Annotated in this window: 12 protein-coding genes; 9 read left to right on the top strand and 3 right to left on the bottom strand. The window is 73.2% G+C overall.

What is annotated here, in order from left to right; translation table 11 throughout:
* Positions 1–71: 71 nt before the first annotated feature.
* Genes ABD324_RS06295 through ABD324_RS06285 form a run of 3 tightly spaced genes read right to left on the bottom strand, consistent with a single transcriptional unit; the run spans position 72 to position 1,844 of the window.
* Entirely contained in the window at positions 72–668 is a 597-nt protein-coding gene (locus tag ABD324_RS06295; protein ID WP_344413307.1) for a TetR/AcrR family transcriptional regulator, read from the bottom strand.
* Between the two features lie 59 nt (positions 669–727).
* A complete protein-coding gene (locus ABD324_RS06290; RefSeq protein ID WP_344413305.1) occupies positions 728–1,036 on the bottom strand; it encodes a hypothetical protein in 309 nt (102 codons plus the stop codon).
* Between the two features lie 43 nt (positions 1,037–1,079).
* Positions 1,080–1,844, bottom strand: a complete 765-nt coding sequence (locus tag ABD324_RS06285) for a GntR family transcriptional regulator (protein ID WP_344413303.1) — start codon at positions 1,842–1,844, stop codon at positions 1,080–1,082.
* A 146-nt stretch (positions 1,845–1,990) separates the two neighbouring features.
* On the opposite strand from ABD324_RS06285, the gene ABD324_RS06280 reads away from it, so the two are divergent.
* From ABD324_RS06280 to ABD324_RS06240, 9 genes are all read left to right on the top strand, one after another.
* Positions 1,991–3,493, top strand: a complete 1,503-nt coding sequence (locus ABD324_RS06280) for a class I adenylate-forming enzyme family protein (protein WP_344413301.1) — start codon at positions 1,991–1,993, stop codon at positions 3,491–3,493.
* A 60-nt stretch (positions 3,494–3,553) separates the two neighbouring features.
* Positions 3,554–5,047 carry a flavin-containing monooxygenase gene (locus ABD324_RS06275; RefSeq protein WP_344413299.1) on the top strand — a complete coding sequence of 498 codons (1,494 nt, stop codon included), beginning with the start codon at positions 3,554–3,556 and terminating at the stop codon, positions 5,045–5,047.
* A 20-nt stretch (positions 5,048–5,067) separates the two neighbouring features.
* Positions 5,068–5,496, top strand: coding sequence for a pyridoxamine 5'-phosphate oxidase family protein (locus ABD324_RS06270; protein WP_344413297.1), 429 nt, complete (start codon positions 5,068–5,070; stop codon positions 5,494–5,496).
* Complete coding sequence (locus tag ABD324_RS06265) at positions 5,483–5,860, top strand: hypothetical protein (protein ID WP_344413295.1); 378 nt, start codon at positions 5,483–5,485, stop codon at positions 5,858–5,860. Before ABD324_RS06270 ends, ABD324_RS06265 begins: the two co-directional genes overlap by 14 nt.
* Entirely contained in the window at positions 5,860–7,953 is a 2,094-nt protein-coding gene (locus ABD324_RS06260) for a hydantoinase/oxoprolinase family protein (RefSeq protein WP_344413293.1), read from the top strand. Before ABD324_RS06265 ends, ABD324_RS06260 begins: the two co-directional genes overlap by 1 nt.
* Complete coding sequence (locus ABD324_RS06255; protein WP_344413291.1) at positions 7,950–9,722, top strand: hydantoinase B/oxoprolinase family protein; 1,773 nt, start codon at positions 7,950–7,952, stop codon at positions 9,720–9,722. The genes ABD324_RS06260 and ABD324_RS06255 overlap by 4 nt, the downstream gene beginning before the upstream one ends.
* A complete protein-coding gene (locus ABD324_RS06250; RefSeq protein ID WP_344413289.1) occupies positions 9,719–10,639 on the top strand; it encodes a hypothetical protein in 921 nt (306 codons plus the stop codon). Before ABD324_RS06255 ends, ABD324_RS06250 begins: the two co-directional genes overlap by 4 nt.
* Positions 10,639–12,384, top strand: coding sequence for a dihydroxy-acid dehydratase (locus tag ABD324_RS06245; protein ID WP_344413287.1), 1,746 nt, complete (start codon positions 10,639–10,641; stop codon positions 12,382–12,384). The genes ABD324_RS06250 and ABD324_RS06245 overlap by 1 nt, the downstream gene beginning before the upstream one ends.
* 162 nt (positions 12,385–12,546) lie before the next feature.
* On the top strand, positions 12,547–13,737 hold the full coding sequence (locus ABD324_RS06240; RefSeq protein WP_344413285.1) for a metallophosphoesterase: 1,191 nt from the start codon (positions 12,547–12,549) through the stop codon (positions 13,735–13,737).

Genomic DNA, 13,737 nt, shown 5'->3' with positions numbered 1-13,737 from the left:
TGGCGACCGGGTCAGCATAGCGAGAAAACCGAACCCAGCTCGAGAACCTGCCGGGCGGTGCTCCGGTCGGTTCAGCCGGCGCGGGGGACGGCGATCCCGGACCAGACGAGCTCGTGCTGCAGCGCCGCGACCTCCTCGATGCGCTTGTCGCCGTCGCGCCGGAACCAGTAGGAGACGTAGTCGCACATGCTGATCAGGGAGATGGCGACCGCCGTCGCGTCCGTGCCGGCGACGATCTCGCCCCGGGTGATCGCCTCCTCGACGACCGCCGCCCATCCGGCCCGGTACCGCAGCACCAGCTCCCTGTGCTCGGCGGTCTCCTCGTCGGTGATGTCCGTCGAGCGGGTGGGGTTGCTGAACCAGTCCGGCGCCTCGAGCAGATGCTGCTCGACGTGGACGAGGTGGCCGAGGATCGCGAGCCGCAGCTTCTCCGCGGGCTCGGCGCGGGACTCGACGATCGCCTCGAGCCCCGAGGTCAGCTGCCGGAGGTGGTGCTGGACCACGAGGCGGTGCAACGCCGCCTTGCTGCCCACGTGGTAGTAGAGGCTCCCCTGCATGACGCCCAGCGCGGCCGCGATGTCCTCGATCCGGGTGGCCGCATAGCCCTTCTCCTCGAACACCTTGGCGGCGGCGTCGACGAGCTGCTGCTTGCTGCGGATCTTCGTCATCGGTCGTCCCTCGGCAGGTGTCGCGGAACGTCGAGTCTAGGCCGGGACGCCCCCGGGACTCAGTCCGACGCGGGGAGCGGTTTGGCGGCCTTGAGGCTCAGCGCGATGCCGCCGAGGCTCAGCGGTCCGGCGCCGGCCTTCGTGACGAGCACCTCCAGGGTGCGGGACTCGTCGGTGTAGCGCTTGCCGAGCAGGACGCCCGGGCCGGTCGCCGGGACGGTCGCAACGGCCGGGGCGTCGTCGGAGGTCATGGGCAGGCCTCCGCATTCCAGGGTTCCGGACGCCTCCCCGGGACGGACGACGACGACCTCGGTCGTGCAGGTGCGGCTGCGGAGCCGGACGCCGGGGCGCAAGGGGGGTGTGGTCATGACTCGCCTCTCCGAGGGGGAGTGCGGCGGTGACGACCAGCGGTCACCTCCGCCGCGGGGTGCTGTCCTGTGCGATCTCGTCCACCGTGCGGACGAGCAGGTCGCTGGCACGCCTGACGTGCTCGGTCAGTCGGTCGCGGGCCGCGGTCGCGTCTCCGCGGCTGATGGCGTCGAGGATGCCGGCGTGCTCCGCCGCGTCCTTCTCGAGCCGCCGGACGTCGTTGCCCAGCGCGATCCAGGTCAGGTTGCGGGGCACCTTGTGGTGCAGGTTCTCCAGCACCTCGGCGAGGTGCCTGTTGCCGCCCGCCTCGATGATCACCAGATGGAAGTCGGTGTTTGCCTCGTGCCATCGGTGCTGGGCCGTCGAGGTGTCGCCGTCGGCCGCGCGCAGGTCCTCGACGGCCACCCGGAACATCGCCTCGGCTGCCGCCAGCCGCTCGAGCTGGTCCGTGGTGATCAGCTCTGCGGCCGCTGCGCCGGCATGGCCCTGCAGGATCCCGTGCAGCTCGTAGACCTCGATGATGTCCCGGGTCGAGGGCAGCCTGACCCGGGCACCGCGGTTCGCGATCAGCTCGACCGTGCCCCGCACCTGGAGCTGGCGCAGCGCCTCCCGCACGGGCATGCGGCTGACACCGAGCTCCTTCGCCACGGCCTCCTGCCGCAGCCACGACCCGGCGGGGATCTCGCCGGAGTTGATCCGTTCCTGGAGTGCGGTGACCAGGGAGTCGACGAGGTCGTGCTCGTCCGCCCGGCGCGGGGTCCCGGGCTGGGCGGAGGCGCTGTCGGTGGCTGTCACCTCGGACGTCATGGATCCAGTCTACGGCCTGACGGATCTCGGACGTGTCCAGGACGCGCCCTCGGACCCGCATGGTCGTCCTCCGATCGACTCTCGACTATCGTCAAACTGGATCCTAAACTGCCAATCATGGATACAGCAAGCGTCTGCGATCGGCCATGAACATCACGATGCTCTCGGCGATGGCCGCCGACGGGATGGGGGGACGCGTCGCGGCGGGCCGCCTGACCGACGGGCTGACCTTCGCGGAACTGGACCTGCGCGCCCGACGGGTCGGCACCCTGCTCGCGGGGCGATCGGTCGAGCGGCTGGGCATGGTGGACCTCAACTCCGACGCCGTCCCGCTGGCGTTGCTCGGCGCGGCCTACGCGGGCGTCCCGTTCGCACCGCTCAACTACCGGTTGACGGACGAGCGGCTGCGCGCGGTCGTCCGTCGTCTCGCCCCGGCGACGATCGTGGTCGGGGACGACGCCGTCGCCGACCGGATCGGGGCGCCGCCGGGCATCACCGTGCTGTACCGCCAGGAGCTGCTGGAGGCCGCGGGCGATCCCGGGGTGCCGCCCGTCGCGGAGGCGCCGGCCGACCCGGACGCGATCGCCGTCCTGCTCTTCACCAGCGGAACCTCCGGCGAGCCGAAGGCCGCGATCCTGCGGCACCAGAACCTGGTGTCCTACATCCTGTCCACCGTCGAGTTCGCGGGCGCGGCGCCCGACGAGGCGGCGCTCGTCGGCGTCCCGCCGTACCACGTCGCGGGCGTCTCGGCGGTGCTGTCGAACCTCTTCGCCGGCCGGCGCGTCGTGCGGCTGGAGTCCTTCGACGCCCGGGTCTGGATCGACCTGGCGCGCCGCGAGCGGATCACGCACGCGATGGTCGTGCCCACCATGCTGGGCCGGATCCTCGACGAGCTCGACGGCGCGGGCCTGCCCGATCTGCGCGCCCTCTCCTACGGGGGCGGGCCGATGCCGCTGCCCGTCGTCCGGCGTGCGCTGGAGGCGCTCCCCGGCGTCGGGTTCGTCAATGCGTACGGGCTCACCGAGACCTCGAGCACCATCGCGGTGCTGGGGCCGGACGATCATCGGGTGGCCCTGGCGTCGCCGGATCCGGAGGTCCGGGCGCGGCTCGGTTCGGTGGGCCGGCCGGTGCCGGGGCTCGAGGTGACCGTCCGCGGTGCGGGCGGCGAGGAGCTGCCGGCAGGGGAACGCGGCGAGATCTGGGTGCGCGGGGAGCAGGTGTCGGGGGAGTACGTCGGCCATCGCGCCACCAGGGCCGACGGCTGGTTCCCCACCAAGGACGCCGGGATGCTCGACGCCGGCGGCTTCCTCCACGTCTTCGGCCGGCTCGACGACGTGATCGTCCGGGGCGGGGAGAACCTCTCGCCCGGCGAGATCGAAGCGGCCGTCCAGGAGCACTCCGCCGTCGCGGACGTGGCCGTCTTCGGGGTGCCCGACCCCGAGTGGGGCGAGGCCGTGGCGGCGGCGATCGTGCTGGAGCCCGGTGCCGAGCTGACGGTGGACGAGCTGCGCGCCCACGTCCGCGAACGGCTGCGCTCGACGTGCGCGCCGGCCGTCGTCGAGTTCCGTGAGCTGCTGCCCTACACCGACACCGGGAAGCTGTTGCGACGGGTCGTCCGGGACGAGATCCTGAATAGGATCCAATCTTGACTAGACTGAATCCTAAAGGGTAGCGTCGCTGCACTGTCCACAGATACGGGAGGCGCCCTCGTGGGAACGAAGAACGACGGGGTGTCCGGGGACGCGTCCGCAGACGTGATCGTCGTCGGTGCCGGCCCGGGCGGGATCTGCACCGCGATCCAGCTGCGCCAGGCCGGGATCGAGCACGTCCTCGTCCTGGAGCGGTCCGCGGGGATCGGCGGCACGTGGTTCAACAACCGCTACCCGGGCCTGGCCTGCGACGTCTCCACGGACCTGTACTCCTTCAGCTTCTTCCTCGACCACGAGTGGGTGCGGCCCTTCGCCACCCGGGCGGAGATCGTCGAGTACCTGGAGGCGGCGGTCGACCGCTTCGGCGTCCGGGACACCATCCGGCCGGACACCGAGGTCGTGTCCGCCCGGTGGGACGAGGAGGCCGGCCTCTGGAGGGTCCTCGACACCCGGGGCCACCGGTGGACCGCCCGGGTGCTGGTCGGGGCCGTGGGCATGTTCAACGAGTTCGTCCCTCCGGCCATCCCCGGCCTGGACACCTTCGCCGGCCCGGTCACGCACACCGCCGAGTGGCCCGACGGGGACCTCGCCTTCCTGGCGGGCCGGCGGGTGTCGGTGATCGGGACGGCGGCGAGCGCGACCCAGGTCGTGCCGACCATCGCCCCGCACACGGGTCACCTGACGGTCTTCCAGCGCACGTCGAACTGGGTGTTCCCGAAGGACCACGGGCTCTACAGCGAGGAGCAACGGCGCAGCCGCCGCGAGGACCGGTCCGTCGTCGAGGCCGGGCGTGCCAAGGCCGCCCGGGAGCTCGACGACCTCTTCGTCGACCTGAACAACGAGGCCAAGACCGCCGAGCAGGCGGCCTTCGCCCTCGCGAACCTGGAGGCCGTCCGCGATCCCGCCACCCGCGAGGCGCTGCGACCCACCGCCCAGCTCGGCGCGCAGCGGCCGCTGCTGTCCTCGGAGTTCTACGAGGCCTTCAACCGGGCGGACGTGACCCTCGTGACCAGCCCCATCGCCGAGATCACCGCCACCGGGGTCCGCACCGCCGACGGCGAGGAGCATCCGGCCGACCACATCGTGCTCGCCACCGGCTACCTGGCGCACAAGTTCCTGTCGGTCGTGGACGTGGTCGGGCGGGACGGTGCGGCGCTGCGCGAGCAGTGGGCCGACGGCGCCTACGCCTACCTGGGCATGACGGTGGAGAACTTCCCGAACCTCTTCATGCTGTACGGCCCCAACACGAACGGCGGGTCGATCATCGACAAGCTCGAGACCCAGACCCGCTACATCGTCGGCAAGACGGCGTACCTGCTGAAGAACGGGGTACGGACGCTGGAGGTCCGGCCCGAGGCCGTGACCGAGTACAACGAGCAGCTCCAGGCGGACATCGGGGCCGTCCGGGCGTGGCAGGTCGAGGGCAGCCGCTACTACCGGGCGCCCTCGGGCCGGGTCGTCACGCAGTGCCCGTACACGGTAGTCGAGTACGACCGGATGACCCGCGAGGACGATCTCGCCGCCTACTCCGTGACGCACGCCGAGCCCTCGTGATGTCCGGCGGAGGAGGACCGATGACCGACCGCGCGCAGATGATCCTGCAGGCGGGTACGCGCGGCTTCGTCGCGACCCGGACCTCGGCGGGGCTCGCCGTCGTCCACCCGATCTCGGTGTTCCACCGGGAGGACGGGCTCTGGATGAACACCTACCTGAAGTCCGCGAAGGCGCGCAACATGATCCGGCACCCGGCGGTGGCCGTCGTGGTCGTCGGGTCCGGGACGGGGCCACCGCGCCCGCCCGGGGTCGTGGTGCGCGGGCGGGCCGAGCTGATGCCGGAGGACGCCGGCCCGCCGCCCGCCACCGTGGAACCCACCTATCTGCTCCCCGGTGTGACGGCCCCGAACCCCGGCGATCCCGCCTGGTCCCTGGACGGGCGGCGGCGCTGGTTCCGGGTCCCGCTCACCGAGGTGAGGCTGCTGGAGGCCCCCGATGCCCAGGCATGACGTCCGGATGACGCCGGCGGAGGTCGAGGCCTTCCTGCACGCCGAGGAGGGCGGGGTGCTCGCCCATCTCGACGAGCTCGGCGACCCCACCGCGAGCCTGGTCACCAGCCGCGGGCTCGGGGGCGGTCTCGCGATCGGCCCGGCCACCACCGCGGACCCGCTCCCGCCGGACAACACGGAGGTCTGCGTGGCCTACGAACGGGAGCCCTCGTACTCGGGCCTGCAGGCGGCACTCGTGCTCGGCCGACTCGCCGGTGGCCGCCTCGTGCCGCACCGCACGATCAGCTTCGACTTCGGCAAGATCCCCGCCCCTGACAGCCCCGCCCCTGACAGCCCCGCCCTCGTTCGGGAGGACGACCACTGATGGCCGGGAACCGGTACACCATCGCCACCGACATGGGCGGCACCTTCACCGACCTCGTCCTCGAGGACCGGCACACCGACCAGGTCCACATCGTCAAGAGCCCGACGGTGCTCGACGACCCGATCCGCGGCATCCTCGACGCCGTCGACCTCGCCGCGGCCGAGACCGGTGTGGGCCGCCGCGAGCTGCTCGCGGACACCGACACCTTCGTGCACGGCACCACCCGCGCGCTCAACGCCATCCTCACCGGCACCACCGCCCGTACGGCCTTCCTGACCACCCGCGGCCATCCCGACGTCCTGCTGTTCCGGGAGGGCGGACGGGTCGATCCCTTCGACTTCACCCGCCCCTACCCGGCCCCGCTGGTCCCGCGGGCGCTGACCTGGGAGGTCGCCGAGCGCATCGGGGCGGACGGTGGGGTCGTCACCCCGCTCGACGAGGCGGCGCTGGTCGCCCAGCTTCGGGAGATCGTCGCGGCCGGGGTGGAGGCGGTCGCCGTCTGCCTGCTGTGGTCGATCGCCAACCCGGCCCACGAGCGGCGGATCGGCGAGCTCCTCGAGGACCATGCGCCCGGGATCCCGTACACGCTCTCGCACCGGCTCAACCCGATCGTCCGCGAGTACCGGCGGGCCTGCTCGACCGTGCTCGACGCCTCGCTCAAGCCGCTGATGACCGAGTACCTGGAGGCGATGAAGCGCCGGCTCACCGCCGAGGGGCTGGCCGGGCGGCTGCTCATCGTGACCTCGGGCGGCGGGGTGATGGACTCGGCCGCCGTGGCCGCGGCTCCCGTCCACGTCATCGGGTCGGGGCCGGCGATGGCGCCGATCGCCGGGCGCGACGTCGTCGACCGGACGACCGGGCACCAGACCGTGCTCGTCGCGGACACCGGCGGGACCAGCTACGACGTCGGTGTCGTCCGCGACGGCGACGTCTCGTCGACCCGCGAGGCCTGGCTCGGCGCGCCTCACCTGAGCCACATGACCGGGCTGCCGTCCGTCGACATCAAGAGCGTCGGCGCGGGCGGCGGGAGCATCGCCGCGGTCGTGTCCGGGCTGCTCACCGTCGGGCCGCGCAGCGCCGGGGCCCGCCCCGGTCCGGTTTGCTACGGCCAGGGCGGCACCGAGCCGACCGTCACCGACGCCGCGGTCGTCCTGGGCTACCTGGACCCCGACTACTTCCTCGGCGGCCGGGTCACCCTCGACATCGCCGCGGCGACGCGGGCGATCGAGGAGAAGATCGCCGGGCCGCTGGGATTCTCGACGTCGGATGCGGCCGCCGCGATCATGCGGCTGGCCACCGAGCACATGGTCCGCGCCATCGAGGACACCACGGTGCAGCAGGGCATCGACCCGGCCGCCGCCGTGCTCGTCGCGGGTGGTGGCGCGGGCGGGTTCAACGCGGTCGACATCGCCTCCCGGCTGCGCTGCGTCGCGGCCGTCATCCCGGACACCGGCAGCGTGCTCAGCGCGGCGGGAGCCGCGATCTCCGACCTCTCGTCGGACTTCGCCGCCGCCTGCCCGGCGACCACACAGGACTTCGACTTCGCCCGCGTCGGCGCCGTCACCGACGGGCTCGTGCAACGGGCCCGGGAGTTCGTCGCCTCCACCGGGGTCGCCGACGAGCTCGCCGACATCCGGCTCGTGGCCGAGGCCCGCTACCCGCACCAGGTCTGGGAGGTCGAGGTGCCGTTGCCCACGCTGCGGATCTCCTCGGCCGCCGACGTGGCGGCGCTCGCGGACGCCTTCCACAAGACGCACGAGAAGCTCTTCGCGATCAGCGATCCCGCATCGGTGGTCGAGGTCGTCGGCTGGCGGGTCCGGGCCTCCTGCCGGACGCGCACCACCCCGCTCGGCCAGGTCGACGCCGGCCCGGCGCGGCCCCGGGGCCAGCGTACCCGGCCGGTCTACTTCACCGGGCACGGCGAGGTCCAGGCCGTGGTGCGGGCGCACGACGACATCGCCCCGGGTGAGGTCGTCGAGGGCCCGGCGATCGTCGAGACACCGGTGACGGTCGTGGTCGTCAACCCGCACGCGACGGCCACCCGGGCCTCGACCGGGGCGCTCATCCTGCGACGGAACGGAGACGACCGATGACCCCCGGGACCCTCGACGGCCTGCAGCTCGCGGTCCTCACCAGCCGGACCGAGCAGGTGGTCCGAGCGATGGCCAACACGCTCGCACGCACCGCGCGGTCCGGCGTGATCAACACCGCGCGCGACTTCTCCTGCTGCGTCCTCACCGCGGACGCGCAGCTGGTCGCGACGGCGGAGTCGCTGCCGGTGCACGTCATGCGGGGGCCGGACATCATGGCAGCCTACACGGCCGAGATGCATCCCGACCTGCGCCGCGGGGACGCGTACCTGCACAACTCGCCCTACCACGGCAACTCGCACGCGGCCGACCACTGCATCCTCGTCCCGGTCGTCGATCCCGAGGGCCGGCACCGGTTCACGGTGCTGGTGAAGGCCCACCAGGCGGACTGCGGGAACGGGACGCCGACGACGTACTCGACCTCCGCCGCCGACGTCTACGAGGAGGGCGCGCTGATCTTCCCCGCGGTGCGGGTGCAGCGCGACTTCACCGACGTCGACGACGTGATCCGCATGTGCCGCATGCGGATCCGGGTTCCGGACCAGTGGTGGGGCGACTACCTGGCCATGGTCGGAGCGGCCCGGATCGGCGAGCGGGAGGTCGAGCGACTCGCCGCGGACGTCGGCTGGGACGCGCTCGAGCAGTACGCGGCGGAGTGGTTCGACTTCTCCGAGCAGCGGGTCGCCGCGGCGATCCGCGAGCTGCCCGGCGGGCGCGTCACCCTCGGCGGGGCGCACGATCCCTTCCCCGGGGTGCCGGACGGCGTGCCGGTGTCGGTGACCGTCGACGTCGATCCCGCCGCCGGCCGGGTCACGGTGGACCTGCGGGACAACCCGGACTGCCAGCCCTGCGGGCTCAACCTGACCGAGAGCACCTCCGCGAGCTCCGCGCTGGTCGGGGTGTTCAACTCGCTCCCGGCCTCGGTGCCGGCCAACGCGGGCAGCCTGCGCCGCGTCGAGGTGCTGCTCCGGGAGAACTGCGTCGTCGGGATCCCGCGGCACCCGGCCAGCTGCTCGGTGGCGACCACGAACGTCGCCGACCGGGTGACCAACCTCGTGCAACGGGCGATCGCGGAGCTCGGCCCGGGCGTCGGGATGGCCGAGGCGGGGCTCGTGCAGCCCCCGGCCTGGGCCGTGATCTCGGGTGCCGATCCGCGGACCGGCGCTCCCTTCGTCAACCAGATCCTGTTCCCGGGCGTGACCGGCGGCCCGGGCACCCCGTGGGCGGACGGCTGGCTGACCTTCGGCCACGCCGGCAACGCCGGGATGATGCTGCGGGACAGCGTGGAGATCGACGAGATCCACCATCCGATCCTCGTGACCGCGCAGCGCATCCTCCCCGACACCGAGGGCGCCGGTGAGTTCCGTGGTGCACCCGGCGCCCTCGTGGAGTACGGCCCGACGACCGCCCCGCTCACCCTGACCTACGGCAGCGACGGCGCGGTCCACCCGGCCCGCGGAGCGGGCGGAGGAAGGGCGGGCGCCCCCGCCCGTCAGCAGCTGCGGCGTGCGGACGGCACCGTCGAGGACCTGCCGGCGAGCGGGCTCGTGCAGCTGCGGCCCGGCGAGACCGTGGTCTCGGAGAGCTGCGGGGGTGGGGGCTACGGCGACCCCCACCGACGGGACCCCGCGACGGTCGCCCACGACGTCGCCGAGGGGTGGATCACCCCGGGCCGGGCACGGGAGGTCTACGCGGTCGCCGTCGTGGCCGGGCGCGTCGACGAGGCGGAGACCACCAGGCTCCGCGAGGACGTCCAGCGAGGAGAGAGATGAGCACGAGCGTGACCCCCGAGTCCATCCTGACGGCGCAGGGTCTGCCGACCGGCGACGACTACGAGCTGCCGACCTCGCCGCGGTCCTTCGCCGACGGCGGCCGGTTCCGGCTCGAGGTGTCCGGCGTGGAACGGCTGTCCAACCTGGAGAGGCTGCTCACCGAGGCCAAGGCGCACGACGTCTTCGTCCACCGGATCATCTCCTTCGGCGGCGGCGCGACGCTGCTCGACAAGGGGGAGCTGCGGGCGTTCGGGCAGCTCGCGGCCGAGAACGGCATCGAGGTCGTCGCCTGCCCCGGCCCGCGCGCGGGCTGGGACTCCGGCCGCCAGCTGACCAGCCGCGAGGGGATCACCTCGGGCAAGCGGATCCGGGGCGTGGACAACATCCGCTATCTGCTGCACGACGTCCTGCGGATCTTCGACGCGGGCCTGCGCGGCCTGCTGGTGATCGACGAGGGTGTCCTCGACGTGCTGAACGAGGCCCGCGCGCGCGGCGACATCCCCGAGGACGCCTTCTTCAAGGTCTCCGTCTACGCCGGCCACGCGAACCCGGCATCGGTGCGGGTGCTGGAACGGCTGGGTGCGGACAGCGTGAACCCGGTCGGCGACCTCAGCCGGCCGATGCTCGCCGCGATCCGGTCCGCGGTGTCCGTGCCGCTGGACATCTGGGCGATCACCTTCGACTCCTTCGGCGGCATGACCCGCCTGTGGGAGGCGGCCGACATCGCGCGGGTCGCCGCACCGGTCTACTTCAAGATCGAGCCGGGCGAGTCCGAGGAGGTCATGTACAACGGCTACACCGACGCCGAGTTCCACGACCGCCTGATCGTGCACAAGGTGCGGCAGGCCGCGATCCTGCGCGAGCTGGCGTCCACCGTGGACCCCGGCGTGCCGATCTCGCCGCGTCCCGCGGCCTGATGGCCGCGCTGCGCAGCAGCCGGTGGTTCTCGGGCGAGCACGTCCCCGGTTTCGTGCACCGCACCGCGATGCGGGCCTCCGGTTTCTCCCGCGCGAGCTTCGAGGGCCGGCCCGTCGTCGGGATCTGCAACTCCTGGTCGGAGCTGATCAGCTGCAACCTGCACCTGCGGGCGCTCGCCGACAGCGTGCGGCGCGGGATCCTGCAGGCGGGCGGGGTGCCGCTGGAGTTCCCGACGATCTCGCTGGGCGAGCAGCTCATGAAGCCCACCACCATGCTCTTCCGCAACCTCATGGCGATGGACGTCGAGGAGTCGTTGCGCGCCTACCCGTTCGACGCCGTCGTCATGCTGGGCGGGTGCGACAAGACCATGCCGGCACAGCTCATGGGGGCGGCGAGCGCGGACGTCCCGACGATCGTCGTCCCCGGAGGGCCGGCCGACCCGGCGACCTTCCGCGGGCGTCAGATCGGTGTCGGCACCGATCTGTGGGGCTACGTCGACGACGTCCGCGCGGGCCGGATGTCGCAGGCCGAGTACGAGGCGCTGGAGGCGTCCGCCGGGCCGTCGGTGGGGCACTGCCCGGAGATGGGGACGGCCTCGACGGTCGGGGCGGTCGTCGAGGCACTGGGTATGACCCTGCCGGGGGCCAGTGCGGTCCCGGCCACGGACGCCCGGCGGAGCCAGGTCGCGGAGGACTGCGGGCGTACCGCCGTGCGGCTGGCCGAGGAGGGGGTCCGCCCGTCGCGGATCCTGACGGCCGAGGCCTTCCACAACGCGATCGTCGTGCTGGTGGCGCTGGGCGGGTCGACGAACGTGATCCTGCACCTGCTCGCACTGGCCGGACGCGCCGAGATCCCGCTGCGGCTGCAGGACTTCCACGACATCGCCGCCCGGGTTCCGCTGATCGCGAACGTCCGGCCGGCGGGGGAGCACCTCGTCGAGCAGCTGTTCGAGGTCGGGGGGCTGCCGGTGGTGCTGCGGGAGCTCGCACCGCTGCTGCAGCCGGGCGCCCTGACCGTGAACGGCCGGACGATCGGCGAGAACCTGGCGGACGCCCCGGCGGTCGACGGCGAGGTGGTCCGGCCGCTCGCCGACCCGGTACAGCCGCCGGGAGGGCTGGCCGTGGTGCGGGGCAATCTGGCGCCGGGCGGGGCGGTGGTGAAGTGCAGCGCGGCCAGCGAGGCCCTGCTGGTCCACTCCGGGCCGGCTGTGGTCTTCGACGACATGGACGACCTGCGCGCGCGGATCGACGATCCCGACCTGCCGGTCACCGCGGACTCGGTGCTCGTGCTGCGCAACGCCGGGCCGGTGGGGGGCCCCGGGATGCCGGAGTGGGGTGCGCTGCCGATCCCGCAGAAGCTGCTGCGCGAGGGTGTCCGGGACATGGTCCGCGTCTCGGACGCCCGGATGAGCGGCACCGCGTACGGCACGACCGTCCTGCACGTGAGCCCCGAGTCGGCGGTCGGGGGTCCCCTCGCGCTCGTCGAGGACGGGGACGTGATCCGGCTCGACGCCCGCGCGGGAGTGCTGCATCTGGAGGTCGACGACACGACGCTCGCCGCCCGGCGCCGCCGCCGCGCGAGCGGTCTCGCCCGACCGGCGTACCGGCGCGGCTACGGCGCGCTCTACGCGGCGCGGGTCCTCCAGGCCGACTCGGGCTGCGACTTCGACTTCCTGCAGGGCCGGTCGGCCGACCCGCAGGCGGAACCGTACGGGATCTTCGACGGCTGGATCGGAGGGTGGTGACGCCGCACCCGACGCGGCCACGAGCAGCGGTCATCACGTGGCCGTACGGCGGATCCCGGGTCTCCACCCGATGAGGCGGTAGCGCCGGTGCCCCGCGTGCGGGCCGAGCTCGGGGCACCGCTCGTCGGCGTCGCTCCGTCCGGCGCCTGGCATCCTGGTCCCGTGAGCACGGCGAACGACACCAGCGCGACCGACGACCCGGCGGCCGTGCCGCGCCGCGGTGGCCCACCCCGCGGATTCCTGGTCCCCCTCGCGGTCGTCCCGGCACTGCTGTTCGGGGTACCACTGTGGACGGTGGTGCTCGGCGGGCAGGGCTGGCCGCTCGGGGTCCGGGTCGCCGGGATCGTCCTCGCGGTGCTCGCCTACGCGGGCCTGCCCCTGCTGATGGCCGCGGGCCACGGTCGGCGGCGGTCCGACGCCGCGGCGCGCGTCGGCGACACCCTGCTCGGTCTGGCCTGGCTGTTGTTCGCCTGCAGCGTCCTCGGGCTGGTCCTGGAGCTCGTCCTGCTGGTCGCCGGGACACCGGGGCGGGAGCGGATCGTCGCGTACGCCGTCGTCGCCGCGTGGGTGCTGCTCGTCGGGTACGGGCTCGTCGAGGCCCTGCGGGTGCCCCGGGTCCGTGAGCGCGAGGTGGTGCTCGACCGTCTCGGCCCCGGGCTCGACGGCGCCCGCGTCGTCGTCCTGACGGACACCCACTTCGGCCCGCTCGACCGGACCCGCTGGTCGGAGCGGGTCGCCGCCGTGGTCCGGGGGCTGGAGCCGGACCTGCTGGTGCACGCCGGGGACATCGCGGACGGCGACGTGGCCCGGCGCGGGGGCCAGGCGCGGCCGATGGTCGAGCTGACCGCCCCGCTGGGCAGGTTCTCCATCGTCGGCAACCACGAGCACTTCTCCGGTGCGGAGCAGTGGGTCGCGCACCTGCGCGACCTCGGCTGGCAGGTCCTGGTCAACGCCCATGCCGTCGTCGAACGCGGCGGAGACGAGCTGGTCGTGGCCGGCGTCGACGACCCCGCCGGGCGGGGCCGTCCCCTCTCGGGTGGCCCGGACCTCGACGCCGCCCTGACCGGCGCCGCCCCGGACCTGCCGGTCCTGCTGCTCGCGCACCAGCCGAGCCAGGTTGGTGCGGCCGTCGCCGCCGGCGTCGACCTGCAGGTGTCGGGCCACACCCATGGCGGCCAGATCTGGCCCTTCCACCTGATCGTCCGTCTCGAACAGCGCGCCCTGGCCGGCCTCAGCCGCCGCGGTGAGCGCACCCAGCTCTACACGAGCCGGGGTACCGGCTTCTGGGGCCCGCCCCTGCGGGTCTTCGCCCCGAGCGAGATCACGGTGCTGGTACTGCGCGCCGGTCGGTGA

Origin of the sequence: Pseudonocardia ailaonensis (assembly GCF_039531635.1) — a bacterium.
GTDB classification, from domain to species: Bacteria; Actinomycetota; Actinomycetes; order Mycobacteriales; family Pseudonocardiaceae; genus Pseudonocardia; species Pseudonocardia ailaonensis.
Note: the sequence above shows the minus strand (reverse complement) of the source record. Positions and strands in the feature narration are given on the sequence as shown.

What these genes read in the sequence shown, in the direction of transcription:
- ABD324_RS06295 (WP_344413307.1), bottom strand. Translation starts at nt 668, where the DNA reads ATGACGAAGATCCGCAGCAAGCAGCAGCTCGTCGACGCCGCCGCCAAG.
- ABD324_RS06290 (WP_344413305.1), bottom strand. Translation starts at nt 1,036, where the DNA reads ATGACCACACCCCCCTTGCGCCCCGGCGTCCGGCTCCGCAGCCGCACC.
- ABD324_RS06285 (WP_344413303.1), bottom strand. Translation starts at nt 1,844, where the DNA reads ATGACGTCCGAGGTGACAGCCACCGACAGCGCCTCCGCCCAGCCCGGG.
- ABD324_RS06280 (WP_344413301.1), top strand. Translation starts at nt 1,991, where the DNA reads ATGAACATCACGATGCTCTCGGCGATGGCCGCCGACGGGATGGGGGGA.
- ABD324_RS06270 (WP_344413297.1), top strand. Translation starts at nt 5,068, where the DNA reads ATGACCGACCGCGCGCAGATGATCCTGCAGGCGGGTACGCGCGGCTTC.
- ABD324_RS06265 (WP_344413295.1), top strand. Translation starts at nt 5,483, where the DNA reads ATGCCCAGGCATGACGTCCGGATGACGCCGGCGGAGGTCGAGGCCTTC.
- ABD324_RS06260 (WP_344413293.1), top strand. Translation starts at nt 5,860, where the DNA reads ATGGCCGGGAACCGGTACACCATCGCCACCGACATGGGCGGCACCTTC.
- ABD324_RS06255 (WP_344413291.1), top strand. Translation starts at nt 7,950, where the DNA reads ATGACCCCCGGGACCCTCGACGGCCTGCAGCTCGCGGTCCTCACCAGC.
- ABD324_RS06250 (WP_344413289.1), top strand. Translation starts at nt 9,719, where the DNA reads ATGAGCACGAGCGTGACCCCCGAGTCCATCCTGACGGCGCAGGGTCTG.
- ABD324_RS06245 (WP_344413287.1), top strand. Translation starts at nt 10,639, where the DNA reads ATGGCCGCGCTGCGCAGCAGCCGGTGGTTCTCGGGCGAGCACGTCCCC.